Annotated in this window: 12 protein-coding genes and 3 tRNA genes; 3 read left to right on the forward strand and 12 right to left on the reverse strand. The window is 61.3% G+C overall.

The features are described 5' to 3' along the window. Positions 1-118 precede the first annotated feature (118 nt). From B3V69_RS07050 to trpD, 6 genes are all read right to left on the reverse strand, one after another. Positions 119-193 (reverse strand) — tRNA-Thr (locus B3V69_RS07050). Positions 194-256: 63 nt separating this feature from the next. Then, positions 257-330: transfer RNA gene (locus B3V69_RS07055), tRNA-Gly, on the reverse strand. A gap of 87 nt (positions 331-417) precedes the next feature. Next, a tRNA-Tyr gene (locus B3V69_RS07060) sits at positions 418-503 on the reverse strand. A gap of 65 nt (positions 504-568) precedes the next feature. Then, entirely contained in the window at positions 569-1,336 is a 768-nt protein-coding gene (locus B3V69_RS07065) for a uracil-DNA glycosylase (protein WP_414707485.1), read from the reverse strand. Then, positions 1,323-2,117 carry an indole-3-glycerol phosphate synthase TrpC gene (gene trpC / locus B3V69_RS07070; RefSeq protein ID WP_296445097.1) on the reverse strand — a complete coding sequence of 265 codons (795 nt, stop codon included), beginning with the start codon at positions 2,115-2,117 and terminating at the stop codon, positions 1,323-1,325. The genes B3V69_RS07065 and trpC overlap by 14 nt, the downstream gene beginning before the upstream one ends. A 43-nt stretch (positions 2,118-2,160) precedes the next feature. Next, positions 2,161-3,213 (reverse strand): anthranilate phosphoribosyltransferase, encoded by a 1,053-nt coding sequence (trpD, locus tag B3V69_RS07075; RefSeq protein WP_296445098.1) that lies wholly within the window; start codon positions 3,211-3,213, stop codon positions 2,161-2,163. Between trpD and B3V69_RS07080 the strand changes: the two genes are divergently transcribed. Next, complete coding sequence (locus tag B3V69_RS07080) at positions 3,212-3,403, forward strand: hypothetical protein (protein ID WP_296445100.1); 192 nt, start codon at positions 3,212-3,214, stop codon at positions 3,401-3,403. The two genes, trpD and B3V69_RS07080, sit on opposite strands and share 2 nt — an antisense overlap. Positions 3,404-3,485: 82 nt before the next feature. Here B3V69_RS07080 and B3V69_RS07085 read toward each other — a convergent pair whose 3' ends face one another. Genes B3V69_RS07085 through trpE form a run of 3 tightly spaced genes read right to left on the reverse strand, consistent with a single transcriptional unit; the run spans position 3,486 to position 7,867 of the window. Next, entirely contained in the window at positions 3,486-4,112 is a 627-nt protein-coding gene (locus B3V69_RS07085; RefSeq protein WP_296445102.1) for an anthranilate synthase component II, read from the reverse strand. Between the two features lie 21 nt (positions 4,113-4,133). Further along, on the reverse strand, positions 4,134-6,350 hold the full coding sequence (locus tag B3V69_RS07090) for a diguanylate cyclase domain-containing protein (protein ID WP_296445103.1): 2,217 nt from the start codon (positions 6,348-6,350) through the stop codon (positions 4,134-4,136). After that, positions 6,347-7,867: an anthranilate synthase component I gene (gene trpE, locus B3V69_RS07095; protein ID WP_296445106.1), complete on the reverse strand. Its 1,521-nt coding sequence runs from the start codon at positions 7,865-7,867 to the stop codon at positions 6,347-6,349. The genes B3V69_RS07090 and trpE overlap by 4 nt, the downstream gene beginning before the upstream one ends. 372 nt (positions 7,868-8,239) lie before the next feature. On the opposite strand from trpE, the gene B3V69_RS07100 reads away from it, so the two are divergent. Then, positions 8,240-8,827: a chalcone isomerase family protein gene (locus tag B3V69_RS07100; protein WP_296445108.1), complete on the forward strand. Its 588-nt coding sequence runs from the start codon at positions 8,240-8,242 to the stop codon at positions 8,825-8,827. Between the two features lie 161 nt (positions 8,828-8,988). After that, positions 8,989-10,794 carry a methyl-accepting chemotaxis protein gene (locus B3V69_RS07105; RefSeq protein WP_296445110.1) on the forward strand — a complete coding sequence of 602 codons (1,806 nt, stop codon included), beginning with the start codon at positions 8,989-8,991 and terminating at the stop codon, positions 10,792-10,794. Here the strand turns inward: B3V69_RS07105 and gph are convergent. The 3 genes from gph to B3V69_RS07120 form a co-directional block, all read right to left on the reverse strand. Continuing rightward, positions 10,791-11,543: a phosphoglycolate phosphatase gene (gph, locus tag B3V69_RS07110; RefSeq protein WP_296445112.1), complete on the reverse strand. Its 753-nt coding sequence runs from the start codon at positions 11,541-11,543 to the stop codon at positions 10,791-10,793. The two genes, B3V69_RS07105 and gph, sit on opposite strands and share 4 nt — an antisense overlap. A 7-nt stretch (positions 11,544-11,550) precedes the next feature. After that, entirely contained in the window at positions 11,551-12,783 is a 1,233-nt protein-coding gene (gene gspF, locus B3V69_RS07115) for a type II secretion system inner membrane protein GspF (RefSeq protein WP_296445114.1), read from the reverse strand. 114 nt (positions 12,784-12,897) lie between these two features. Further along, positions 12,898-13,800: GspE/PulE family protein (locus B3V69_RS07120; RefSeq protein WP_296445115.1), on the reverse strand; the 903-nt coding region annotated here is incomplete at its 5' end.

The following is a 13,800-nucleotide window of genomic DNA, read 5'->3' on the forward strand; positions in this document are numbered from 1 at the left end:
GAATTTTTCTTTTCCCATTTTCAGGCTCCGAAAAGTAAAGGACTGTCAAATCAAAAAATTATCTTGCATCAACCAGTACCAACATCCAGTCAGCACGCCCAATTGATGCACCAAAAACTGGTGCCCATTCCGGGAATCGGACCCGGGACCTCTCCCTTACCAAGGGAGTGCTCTGCCACTGAGCCAAATGGGCAAATTGAACCCGTCAAAACAGGTCAATCAAAAAACTTTCACAACCAGCCAAACAAATCAACTGTGGAGCGGGGTAGGAGAATCGAACTCCTCGCTTTAGCTTGGAAGGCTAAGGTATTACCACTATACGAACCCCGCACAGGCCTGCCTTGCAAGCAACCGCTGCGCGTCTCCGCACACATTCACGCACACGCCCCAACGGCTATCTAACAGTCAATCGATCACTGGTGGAGAGGGATGGATTCGAACCATCGTACTCGTAAGAGGGCAGATTTACAGTCTGCTGCCATTAACCACTCGGCCACCTCTCCTAGGTGAACCGTGGATTATGCCATGAAAACAAGGTGCCAGTCGAAATCTAACAAGGAAATTGAGCCTACCAGGCAATCGCCGGGCATCCATGTTGCTGCAGAAACGCATTTGCCAGACCAAAATGACCGCATCCCAGAAAAGGATTGGGTGGCCGCATGGCGGACAGCGGGGACGGGTGGTTGGCCGTCAGCACCAAATGACCGGGCTTGGCGCTGCCGGGAGCTGCGCCAGTCGCCGCGATCAAACCCTGTTTGCTCTGCGCATGGGCACCCCACAACAGGAACACCACCGCACTATCTTTGCCTGACACGGCCTTGACGATGGCATCCGTCAGCATCTCCCAACCGCGCCGGGCATGGCTGGCGGGCTGACCGGCTTCGACCGTGAGGCAGGTATTGAGCAGCAGGACACCTTGCTGCGCCCAGCGCACCAGTGAGCCATCGCCGGGTACGGGCAAGGCACCTGGCACGAGCGCGGGATCCCGGGCAATTTCCTTGAAGATGTTGCGCAAGGACGGCGGCAGTGGGACGCCCGACGCCACGGAAAATGCCAATCCTTGCGCCTGTCCAGGACCGTGATACGGGTCCTGCCCCAGAATGACGACCTTGACCTGCGCCAGCGGCGTCAACGCCAGCGCGTGCAATGGCTGCGGCGGATAAATGATGGCGCCAGCCGCGAGGCGATCACGCATGAACTCGCCCAATTGCCGGGCCGTTTCGCTGGCCAGATAATGAGCGACGACGGGGCGCCAGTCATCCGCCACCGGCCAGGTCTCTGGCGCCCAGTCGGTCAGGCGCGATGGCGCGCCGGCAAATATGTCAGCCTGCTGCAAACAGGTCCGCCAGCGCCGCACCCGGGTCCGGCGCCCGCATGAACGCTTCACCCACCAAAAACGCGTTGATACCGGCGGCCCCCAGTCGCAGCACATCTTCGCGGGTCTGGATGCCGCTTTCCGTCACCAGCAGGCGCTCGGAAGGCACATTGCGCATCAAGGACAGGGTGGTATCGATCGATACCTCAAAGGTCTTGAGGTTGCGGTTGTTGATGCCGATCAGGGGTGTTTTGAGCTTCAGTGCGCGTGCCAACTCAGGCGCGTCATGCACTTCCACCAGTACCGCCATGTCCAGGCTGCGGGCCATCGCCTCAAAATCTTTCATCTGCGCGTCGTCCAGGATGGCCGCAATCAACAATATGGCGTCGGCGCCCATGGCGCGCGACTCGTACACCTGGTAGGCGTCCACGATGAAGTCCTTGCGCAGCACCGGCAACTGGCAGGAGGCACGGGCCTGCTTGAGGTAGTCCACGCCGCCCTGAAAAAACTGCACGTCGGTGAGCACTGACAAACAAGCTGCGCCATGTTCGGAGTAGCTTTGTGCAATATCGGCCGGAATGAAGTCCTCGCGCAACACGCCTTTGGACGGACTGGCCTTCTTGATTTCGGCAATCACGGCGGGCTGCCCGGCCGCGATTTTGGCGCGTAGGGCACCGACGAAATCCCGCGTCAAAACGCGGGACTCGGCGTCGGTCCGCATGAAAGCCAGGGATTTTTTGTTCAGCGCCACGGCGATTTCCTCGCGTTTGACGGCGACGATTTTGTCCAGTATGTTAGTCACTTTGTATCCCTATTCAGCAAAATAATTACCGTCATAAGCGTGTTCATGCGGACACGCCTTTCAATTGTTGCGACAAGTCGACCAGTTGCGTCAGCTTGGCCCTGGCTGCTCCTGATTCGATAGCTGCTCGCGCACGTTTCACGCCGGTTGCCATCGAATCAACCACATTAGCAGCATACAATCCCACACCGGCGTTGAGAATCACGATGTCTCGTGCCGAACCGGCCACATTGTCCAGCACCCCCAGCAGCATGGCTTTGGACTGCTCGGGCGTCTCCACCTTGAGCGCGCGGTTGCTGGCCATCACCATGCCGAAATCTTCCGGGTGAATTTCATACTCGGTGATTTCACCGTTGTGGAGCTCGCCCACCAGCGTGGCCGCGCCCAGACTGACCTCATCCATGCCGTCCTTGCCGTACACCACGACGGCGTGCTCGGCGCCCAGGCGCTGCAGCGCCCGCACCTGGATGCCCACCAAGTCCGGGTGAAACACGCCCATCAGAATATTCGGCGCGCTGGCCGGGTTGGTCAGCGGCCCGAGCAGGTTGAAGATGGTCTTGATGCCCAGCTCTTTGCGCACCGGCGCCACGTTTTTCATGGCCGGATGGTGATTCGGCGCGAACATGAAGCCGACGCCGACCTGTTCGATGCACTTCGCAATCGCCTCGGGCGAGAGGTTGATGTTGATGCCCAGCGACTCCATCACGTCGGCGCTGCCACTCTTGCTGCTGACGCTGCGGCCACCGTGCTTGCTGACCTTGGCCCCGGCTGCCGCGGCCACAAACATGGCGCAGGTCGAGATATTGAAAGTGTGCGAGCCGTCGCCACCGGTGCCCACGATGTCGACCAGATGGGTTTTGTCGGCCACATGCACCTTGGTGGAAAACTCGCGCATCACCTGCGCGGCGGCGGTGATTTCACCAATGGTTTCCTTCTTGACGCGCAAGCCGGTGATCAAGGCCGCCATCATGACCGGCGACCACTCGCCGTTCATGATCTGACGCACGATGTGCAGCATCTCGTCGTGAAAAATCTCCCGGTGCTCGATGGTGCGCAGCAAGGCTTCTTGCGGGGTGATCTGGTTGGTGTGGGTCATGCTCATTCCTGGCAAGGTTTTAGTGAGAGGGATTGTCCATCAGGGCCGGCTTCAGTCCAAATCCGATGAACCGGGCACCGGCGACGCGTTCCAGCCAGTGCATGGCGCGTTGCAAAAAGACCCAAAAAAACAAGACGACCTTCGGGTTCAGCAGAGGGTATTTAAAACCTTTCGTGAACACTTTCTGTAGATCATTCTGGCCTGTAGCTCTCGTGCATATTGCGTAACAAGCTATATTATTCATAGCAAACAAAGCCTCGCCCGCGGCCGGCTCAGTCGGGGGCGGCGCTGCTGCGCTGGGCGTCGCCGCGGTCGGTCCCGCGAGGTTTCAAAAAATTCTTCAGCATGGCGTGCCCGTGCTCGGTCAGGATGCTCTCGGGATGAAACTGCACGCCCTCGATGTCCAGCGTGGTGTGCTTCACGCCCATGATTTCACCGTCGTCGGTCCAGGCTGTGATCTTGAGACACGCGGGGCAGCTGGGGCGATCAATCGACAGCGAGTGGTAGCGGTTGACCGTGAACTGCGCGGGCAGCCCGGCGAACACGCCCTCCTGCGTGGTGCTGATGACGCTGGTCTTGCCATGCATCAGCTGCTGCGCCCGGATGATCTTGCCGCCAAAGGCTGCGCCAATGGCTTGATGCCCCAGGCATACGCCCAAAATCGGCAGTTTGCCCGCGAAGTGCTGGATGGCGGCGACCGAAATGCCGGCCTCGGTGGGTGAACAGGGGCCTGGCGAGATCACCAGCCGGTCCAGCTGCCCGGCCCGGAGCCGCGCGTCGATGTCAGCCAGCGTGATTTCGTCGTTGCGAAAGACTTCAACCTCCGCCCCCAGCTCGCCCAGGTACTGGACGATGTTGTAGGTGAACGAGTCGTAGTTGTCGATCATCAGAAGTTTCATAGGGTCTATCCGGTTGAATGCTCAGTCAGCGGGGTGAAACAGTACAAATCTATCGCGGCCATCCGATTTGGCCTGGTACATCGCCGCATCGGCATGCGTCGTCAGCATGGTTTCATTCAGGCCATGTTCAGGGTAAACGGCAACACCCGCGCTGGACGAGATGCTCACCTGCCGCCCTGGCGACAAAGTGAAAGGCTGATTTAACACCGCATGCGTTTTTTCGGCGACCGCCATCGCGTCCTGCGCCGTCTCGATGTGGGCCAATAACACCACAAATTCATCGCCGCCAACGCGTGCCACCGTGTCCGATTCACGCACACACGCCTGCAAACGTTGCGCGACGGCCTTCAGGAGTTCATCGCCCGCCAGATGACCGAATTCGTCATTGACCGGTTTGAACTTGTCCAGATCGAGGAATATCAGCGCCACGCGGCGACCGTCCCGTTTGGCTTGAATCACCGCCTGATGCAGCCGATCCTGCAGCAGGCGCCGGTTGGGCAGGCTGGTGAGTGGGTCGTAAAAGGCCAGCTGCCTGATCTCTTCTTCGGCCGCCTTGCGCTGGGTGATGTCGGTGTGGGTGGCAACGTAGTGCGTCACAGCACCGGCGTCGTCGCATACGGCGCTGATGCTGAGCCAGTCAGGAAACACTTGTCCGCTTTTGCGCCGATTCCATATTTCACCGCGCCAGGCACCGTCCTGTCTCAAGCGCGCCTGCAGGGCCGCATAAAACGCAGGGTCGTGCCGCCCCGACTGCAAAAATCGCGGGGTCTGGCCCACCACGTCTTCTGCGCTGTAGCCCGATACGTCGACAAAGGCCTGGTTAACGCGAAGGATTACCGCCTGGGTGTCGGTGACGAACATGCTTTCATTGGCCTCGAAGGCGGTGGCGGCAACGCGCAAATCGACCTCCCGCATCTTGCGCTCGGTGACGTCCTCGGTCGTTCCGATCAGGCGACTGGGTGCGTTGGAGCCGTCGTCATAGAGCACCGCCCGATTGCGCATAAAACGCAGCTGGCCATCGTGGCGCCGAATCTGGAACGTCAGGTCAAACGGCTGGCCTTGTTGGATCGTGGAGCGGGTCGCGTCCTTCATGCGCAGCAGCTCCTCTGGCAAGAGGAGCTGCTGCCAGTCATTGTTGAGCGCATTGACCGTTTTCGGGTCCAGCCCGAACAAATCAAACATCGCCGGATCCCAGTGGTAGCGTCGGCTTTTCAAATCGAGCTCCCATATGCCGACACCCGTGGCCTCCGTTGCCAGCTTGAGCCGCTGATTGATCACGCGCTGCTGTAGCCGTTGACGTTGATAGATGAAGAGGCCCGCCAGGCACAGCAACACGAATAGCGCGTACACCAGAAGCTGGCTCCTGACATCGCGCTGCCAGGGCGCAAATAAGGCATCCCACCCCCGGCTGAGGGACACGACCAGCGGTTTGTCCATGGCCAGGTCAGCCGGCTGGATGGTTCGCAGCACCGGTAGCCGCTTGTCTCCGGTGGATGTGGCGATGCCTTCGAAATCGCTGACCGGGCGTTTGCTTTCCAGATGCTGCCTGAGAAAGGAACCTGGCACCGATAAATTCCTGCCCATCACATCGGGCAATGCGGGTTGGCTCATGAATAGTTGGCCGTCGCCATGCACCACCATCGACCGCATGTCATCGGCATAGCGCACTGAATTCAGCAATATCTGGATGTCCACCGGATCAACTGCGGCGGACACTACGCCCGCGAATTCGCCATGGGGGCCCACGATGGTGCGGCTCACGTTGATGACAAAGTTTCCCAGGACTGTTTTGAACGGCGAACTGATGAAGAAGGTTTTTGGGCTCGGTGAGCGCAAAGGCGCCTGAAAATAGTCGCGCTGATCAGCATTGATCCCTATCAGCTCGTCACGGTTCGACAGGGTGACGATCCCCTTGGCATCCAGTACCACAAAGGTGCGCACCGAAGGCATCGATACCTCCATGCTCTTGAGCCGGCGCATAGCGCGTGCTTTGCCATCGGGCTGGGCCGCCCAGTAGGGCAGCTCGGCAATGACCGATTCCAGCGCGAGGTTGATGGCCACCAGCTGTCGCGAGAGGTTGTCTTCGATCACCTTTGACTGCGTGGTCAGGCGCTCGCGTTCCACCGCCTCGATGCGTTCATGCTCGCGGTGGAGGTTGAAGACAAGAAAAGAGCCCAGCGCCCCCAAACAAGCTGCCAGCAGCAGCCAGGGTCTCCAATAAGTCAGGAGACGGTTCACTCCAGGCCTTCTTCAACCAATTCAGAGGCCCGCAACAAGGCCCGCGCCTTGGCCTCGGTTTCTTGCCACTCCAGCTCCGGCACCGAATCGGCCACGACACCGGCTGCCGCCTGCACGTACAGCGTCTGGTCCTTGATGATGCCGGTGCGGATCGCAATCGCCACGTCCATGTCGCCGGCATAACTGAGGTAACCGCAGGCGCCGCCATAGAGGCCGCGTTTGCTCGGCTCCAGCTGGTCAATCAGCTCCATGGCATGCACCTTGGGCGCGCCGGTCAGCGTCCCCGCAGGGAAGGTGGCTCTGAGCACGTCCATGCTGGTCATGCCATCAAGGAGCGTGCCCTCCACATTGCTCACGATGTGCATCACGTGGCTGTAGCGCTCCACGCTAAAGGCCTCGGTCACTTTCACGCTGCCAATTTTGGCAATGCGGCCAATGTCGTTGCGGGCCAGGTCGATCAGCATGACGTGCTCGGCGCGTTCCTTGGGGTCGTTGATCAATTCCACTTCGGCCGCCTTGTCCAGCTCCGGGCTGGCGCCACGCGGACGGGTGCCGGCCAGCGGACGGATGGTGATTTTCTGCTCGGCCCGTCCGTCGGTCGTCACCTGCTCCTGGCGCACCAGAATTTCGGGTGACGCCCCCACCACATGAAAGTCGCCGAAATGGTAGTAGTACATGTAGGGGCTGGGATTGAGCGCGCGCAAGGCCCGGTACAAACTCAACGGCGACTCGGTGTAGCGCTTCTTGATGCGCTGGCCGACCTGCACCTGCATGAAGTCGCCGCCAGCTATCAGCTCTTTGGCGCGCTCGACGGCGGCGATGTAATCGGCCTTGGCAAATTCCCGCTCGGCGGGAAAGCCTTGCGTCGGCTTGACCACCGGTGCGCTGACCGAGTATTTGAGCTGGTCCTTCAACTCGCGCAGGCGCTTCTTGGCATTCGCATAGGCCTCGGGGCGGGACGGGTCGGCGTACACAATCAGGTGCAGCTTGCCCGACAGGTTGTCGATCACCGCCAGTTCTTCGCACTGCAGCAGCAGGATGTCGGGGCAGCCCAGGGTGTCGGGCGGGCACGAGGCTTCGAGCTTCTTCTCGATGTAGCGCACCGTGTCGTAACCAAAGTAGCCGGCCAGGCCACCGCAAAAACGCGGCAGGCCCGGACGCAGCGCGACTTTGAAACGTTTTTGATAGTCCGAGATGAAATCCAGCGGATTGGCGCTCGAGGTTTCCACCACCGCGCCGTCGGTCACCACCTCGGTGCGCACCTCAGCGCCAAAGCCCATGGAGCGCACCAGCGTGCGGGCCGGCAGGCCGATGAAGCTGTAGCGCCCAAAACGCTCGCCACCGACCACCGATTCCAGTAGAAAACTGTAGGCACCGCCGGGCCGCGCGTCTTTGCCGTGCGCCAGCTTCAGGTACAGCGACAAGGGGGTTTCCAGATCGGCAAAGGCTTCTGCCATCAGAGGGATGCGGTTATAGCCTTGGGCGCTCAGGCTTTTGAATTCGAGTTCAGAGATCACGGGATGGGTTCTTTCAATTCAGTGCCGGACCCCACTGACGCGGTTCAAACACGCGGCCTGCGCATGACGCCATCAGCACGTGCCTGGTCCAGGCGGGCAGCACGCTGTGCTGCGATTCATTCAGACAAAGGAAGGAGAAAAGTCAGGCGCGAGCCGACGTGCCTTGCAGCGTACGCCAGGGCCAGGCTCCCCGGTCGCTGCAACCTGTGATGCTGATGCGGTGAATGAACATGCTGCCAGTGTAGCAAACCCGTACCCACCGGGCCATCCCAGACCCCCGTTCATCGAAAACCCTGTTGCGCGCCAGCCCAGGCAACTGCAAAATGAGTGTGATATCAAAATAGCACGGTCGTTCTATTATCTGGAGAGTCTATGAAGTTCATCAAAAATCTGGCACTGGCGGCCATCGCGGGTCTGCTCGCGCTCAACACGCTGGCTGCCACCCTCGACATCAATGGTGTCAAGGTGGAAGACGGCGCCACGGTCAACGGCGCCAAATTGCAACTCAATGGTGCGGGCACACGTCACAAAGGGGGGATTTTCAAAGTCTATGTCGCCGGGCTGTATTTGGGGAAAAAGGCTGGCACCGCTGAAGAGGTTGTCAACCAGCCGGGCCCCAAGCGCTTGAGCATCACCATGCTGCGCGACATTGACGCCGCTGAGTTGGGCAAGCTGATGACCCGCGGTATGGAAGACAACATGGGCAAGAACGAAATGTCCAAATTGATTCCCGGCCTGATGCGCATGAGCCAGATCTTCTCCGATCAGAAAAAAATGGTGACGGGGGACAACTTCATGATCGAATGGATTCCCGGCGCCGGTAGCGTCATCACCGTCAAGGGCAAGGTGCAGGGTGAGCCCTTCAAGGAGCCCGAGTTCTTCACCGCCCTGATGTCGATCTGGCTGGGTTCGGCACCGGCGGACTGGAAGCTTAAGGACGCACTGCTGGGTGTCAAATAAGTGACTGGCGGGCTTGGCAACCGCCAGAATCCATGCGGGTTGCGGTGAAAAACATGACTAGAATCAAAAGCCTAGTAAACTAGGGTGAGACCCTCGTTCTTCGCATTTAACCCGTCCAGAAACCCATAGTCCGGTGCTGGCGCGTCCACATGAGGAGTTCAATGAAGCACCTACTGAGCCGGTTTTCCATCATATTCAAGCTCGGCTTGCTGACTGCGATCAGCATTCTGGGTTTGATCGCGGTATCGATGTACATGGTCGTGGACGGATACCATCAAAGCCGCCTGGATCGAGAGAAACTGGTGCGCTATGAGGTGGAAGCCGCTTCGGGCGTGCTGGCCTGGGCCTATCAGCTTGAGACCTCCGGCAAGATGCCGCGCGATCAGGCGCAGACCCTGGCCAAACAGGCCATTGGGCAGATGCGCTACAACAAGAACGAGTATTTCTGGATCAACGACATGCAGGCCAACGTCGTCATGCATCCAATCAAACCCGAACTGGATGGCAAGAGTGGCAGCGCCATCCGTGACCCCAGTGGAGTCGCCGTGTTCGAGGCCTTTGCGGAAAAGGTGCGCAAGGACAAGGCTGGATTTATGGAATACCAGTGGCCCAAGCCCGGCAAAGAGGTGCCGGTCGGAAAAATCTCTTACGTCCAGGGTTTTGAGCCCTGGGGTTGGGTGGTGGGCTCGGGCCTGTATATGGACGACCTGAGGGATGATTTCATCGCCAATGCCACAGGCCTGGGCCTCGTGGCCCTGGTGGCCGCGATCATTGTGGGCTGGCTGGCGCTGGTGATTTCCCGCTCCATTGGCCACGGCATCGGCAAAGCGGTGCAAGTGGTGGAGGCCATGTCCCTGGGCGACCTGACGGTGGCGATTCGACCCAAGGGCCGGGACGAAGTGGCGCGCCTGTTGCATTCGATGGCCACCATGCAAACCAGCTTTTCCACCGTCGTTACCACGGTACGTCACGGCTCAGAAGGCGTGGCCATCGCCAGCGCCGAAATTGCGCAAGGCAACAACGACCTCTCGGCGCGCACCGAGAGCCAGGCCAGCGCGCTGGAAGAAACCGCCGCCTCCATGGAGCAACTCAGCGCCACGGTCAAACAAAATGCCGACAGCGCGCGCCAGGCCAACCAACTGGCGCTGAATGCCAGTACCGTGGCCGTCAAAGGCGGTGAGGTCGTCGGCCAGGTGGTGGAAACCATGAAAGGCATTAACGACGCCTCCCGCAAGATATCGGACATCATCAGCGTCATTGACGGCATTGCCTTCCAGACCAACATCCTGGCCCTGAACGCCGCGGTGGAAGCGGCGCGCGCTGGCGAGCAGGGCCGCGGCTTTGCGGTGGTGGCCAGCGAGGTGCGCAGCCTGGCCGGGCGCTCGGCCGAAGCCGCCAAGGAGATCAAATCATTGATCAACGCCAGTGTGGAACGGGTGGAGCACGGAACCACGCTGGTGGACCAGGCCGGCACCACCATGACCGAGGTGGTCAGTTCGATCAAACGGGTGACCGATCTCATGGGCGAGATCAGCGCCGCCAGCAGCGAACAAAGTGCCGGTGTTTCGCAGGTCGGTGAGGCGGTGACGCAAATGGATCAGGCCACGCAGCAGAATGCGGCCCTGGTGGAGGAAATGGCGGCGGCGGCCAGCAGCCTCAAATCACAGGCGCAGGACCTGGTGCAGACGGTGGCGGTTTTCAAACTGGGCGCCCAGGACGCTTATCGCGGGCCCGCCCTGCCGGCCGCCGCGGTGCGCTCCCCGAAACCAGGGGCGCCGCCCTTCAAGGGCGCCGAGCGGCGCGGTGCTGGCATCCCCAAGGGCGCTGCCGCCCGATCGTCGGCAGCCGCGCCGGCCAAGACCTCGGCGGCACCGGGGAAGCCGCTGGCGTCCAAGCCGACCGCCACCACGGTCACGGCCAAGGCCGCATCTGCCAAGGGCGGCGATGATGACTGGGAAACCTTCTAATTCGACGCCGACCGAGAATATGACGGAATCAGGCTTTGCAATGAATCGGTGAAGCCATCGGCATCCACGGCGCGAATCGGCTCACCGTGGTTGTAGCCGTAGGTAACCAGCAGCACCGGGCAGCCGGCAGCGCGCGCGGCTTGAGCGTCGTTGCTGGAGTCGCCGATCATCAGGGTGCGCTGCGGTGCGCAGCCGAGCGCCTCGCAGGTTTTGAGCAGCGGCAGGGGATCGGGTTTTTTGCGTGCAAAGGCGTCGCCGCCAAACGTCAGCTCGAAAAAACCGTCCAGGCCCTTGGCCTTGAGCAGGGCCTGCGCAAACACGGTCGGCTTGTTGGTCAGGCAGGCCAGTTTCAAACCACGGGCCTGGAGATAGGCCAGCCCGGCCTGTACGCCAGGGTACACGCGAGCGTGCTGGCCATTGATGGCCAGGTAATGGCGCTGGTAGCTGGGCCAGGCCTGGTCGTAAAGGTGTTCCAGAGCGTCTGCGCTCAACTCTGCAACTCTTGCTGCGCTTGCTCTTAAATTGGTAGCTGTTTGCGCCGTGCTAACGTGGGCTAGAACGCTTTTTATTAAATGTTCAGAGCCTTTGCCCACCAGCCGCGCCACGGTGGCGCGAGTCACCTGATAGCTTCGATGCGGTTGCGGCAAGTCGGCCAGCATGAGATTGAGCGCCACCACGAAATCGCCAAGGGTATCGACCATCGTGCCGTCCAGGTCCACGATGACGGCGTCCACATCAAATTGCTTCATACGCGCGTCACTTGACCAGCTGGTTGAGCTGGATGATGGGCAGTAGCACGGCCAGCACGATCAGCATCACGACCACGCCCATCGCCACGATCAGCAGTGGCTCCAGCAGGGTCGCCAGTTGCATGGCGCGGCGTGCCACTTCGGTGCTCAGCTGCTTGGCGGCACGCTGCAGCATCAGCGGCAGTTGGCCGGTCTGCTCACCGAGGCGGGCAAACATGGCGAGCAGGCCGGGAAAGCGCTTTTTCTGTGCCAGCGCCGAGGCCAGCGGCGCACCTTCGCGCACCAGAATCAGTGCATCCAGCGCGTCGCTGCGCATCGCGCTGTTGGACAGCGTCTCGGCGGCGGCCTGCAGGGCTTTCAGGATCGGCACGCCGGCCGCGGAAAGCATCGCCAGGGTGCTGGCAAAGCGCGCCGTGTTGTAGCTGCGTGCCAGCTTGCCCAGAATCGGCAGATTCAGCCACGCGGCATCGTATTTCTCCCGAAATACGGCGTTGGCCAAGGCCATGCGCGTGCCAATGGTGAGCAACACAATGGCCATCAGCATGAGCCAGCCGTAGCTGCGCACCAAGTCGCTCATGCCGATCATGAGCACCGTCAACAGCGGCAAGGCCCGCTTGCTGCCGGCAAACACATGGGCCACCTGCGGTACCACGTAGGTCACCAAAAACAAGACAATCACGATTGCCACCAGGCTCACGATGGCCGGATACAGCGCCGCGCCAATCAGTTTGGCCTTGAGCGCCTGCTGCTCTTCGAGGTCATCGGCCAGGCGTTCCAGCACCAGCCCGAGGTTGCCGGTTTGCTCGCCGGCGCCAATGACGGCCATATAAATGTGGGAGAACTCATGCGGGTGCTGCGCCAGCGCGCGGGCGAAGGTTGATCCGCCGTTCACCTCGGCGCGCAGCGAGGCCACCAGGTGGCGCTCGGCGTCGCGCTCCGCTTCGTCCGAGAGCGAGGTCAATGCCCGCTCCAATGGCAGGCCAGAGGACACCAGCCCGGCCAGTTGACGCGTCCAGACGCTCAGGCCGGTGGCGTTGAAGACACGCCGTTTGAAGCCGCGCCCGCCCGCGCCGGCCTGGCCCGGCGCCTGCCCGGCCTCGGCACCCACCGTCTCCACTTTGAGCGGCACCATGGCCTGGCCGCGCAGCATGCCGCGCGCCGCTTTGGCCGAATCGGCCTCGATCACGCCTTTGCGGGTTTGCCCCTCGACCGTCAGCGCTTCAAATGAATAAACCGGCATGGCGTTGCTCTGGCTTATCCCGCAGGCGGGCCGCAGCGCCGGGCCGCCCCAAGCAAGGCCGACCCCCTCGGGGGGCAGCGCAGTACACGAAGTGACAAGCGTGGGGGCACCATATCAGTCGCGCGTCACGCGGATCAGCTCTTCGCGCGAAGTCAGGCCGAGCTGCACCAGCCGTTCACCATCGTCGCGCATCAGCGTCATGCCACCGGCCAGAGCGGCCGCGCGGATGTCGGCCTCGGCCGCGCGATTGTGGATTTGCGCCCGAATGGCGTCGTCCGTCACCAGCAGTTCAAACACGCCGCTGCGCCCCGCATAGCCGGTCTGCCCGCAGGTCGGGCAGCCAACACCGTGGCAAGTTAGACACAGCTTGCGCAGCAGCCGCTGTGCCAGCACGCCCAACAGCGAGGAGCTCAGCAAGAACGGCTCCACGCCCATGTCGGTGAGACGCGTCACGGCGCTGGTGGCGTCGTTGGTATGCAGCGTGGCCAGCACCAGATGGCCGGTGAGCGAGGCCTGAATGGCAATCTGGGCGGTCTCGAAATCGCGGATTTCACCGATCATGATGACGTCCGGGTCCTGCCGCAGGATGGCGCGCAAGGCCTTGGCGAAAGTCAGCTCGATCTTGGCGTTGACCTGCGTCTGCCCGACGCCCGACAGCTCGTACTCAATCGGGTCTTCCACCGTCATGATGTTGCTGCGCCCGGCGTCCAGCCGGCTCAGGGCGGCGTACAGCGTGGTGGTCTTGCCCGAGCCAGTCGGGCCGGTGACCAAGATGATGCCGTGCGGCTGCGTCACCAGGTGCTCGAAGCGTTTGAGCACATCGCCCTGCATGCCCAAGCCCTCCAGGCTCAGTTTGCCCTCCGACTTGTCAAGCAAGCGCAGCACGGCCCGCTCGCCATGCGCGCTCGGCAGGGTGCTGACGCGCACGTCCACGGCCCGCGTGCCGATGCGCAAGGAGATGCGGCCGTCTTGCGGCAGGCGGCGCTCGGCAATGTCGAGATCAGCCATGATCTTCAG

It is taken from the genome of Rhodoferax sp. UBA5149 (assembly GCF_002413825.1).
Lineage (GTDB): Bacteria > Pseudomonadota > Gammaproteobacteria > Burkholderiales > Burkholderiaceae_C > Rhodoferax.

Bases quoted from the DNA above. Each gene is read 5' to 3' on its own strand.
- B3V69_RS07105 (WP_296445110.1), top strand. From the start codon at position 8,989: ATGAAGCACCTACTGAGCCGGTTTTCCATCATATTCAAGCTCGGCTTG.
- gph (WP_296445112.1), bottom strand. From the start codon at position 11,543: ATGAAGCAATTTGATGTGGACGCCGTCATCGTGGACCTGGACGGCACG.
- B3V69_RS07085 (WP_296445102.1), bottom strand. From the start codon at position 4,112: ATGAAACTTCTGATGATCGACAACTACGACTCGTTCACCTACAACATC.
- trpD (WP_296445098.1), bottom strand. From the start codon at position 3,213: ATGACCCACACCAACCAGATCACCCCGCAAGAAGCCTTGCTGCGCACC.
- gspF (WP_296445114.1), bottom strand. From the start codon at position 12,783: ATGCCGGTTTATTCATTTGAAGCGCTGACGGTCGAGGGGCAAACCCGC.
- B3V69_RS07080 (WP_296445100.1), top strand. From the start codon at position 3,212: ATGCTCATTCCTGGCAAGGTTTTAGTGAGAGGGATTGTCCATCAGGGC.
- B3V69_RS07100 (WP_296445108.1), top strand. From the start codon at position 8,240: ATGAAGTTCATCAAAAATCTGGCACTGGCGGCCATCGCGGGTCTGCTC.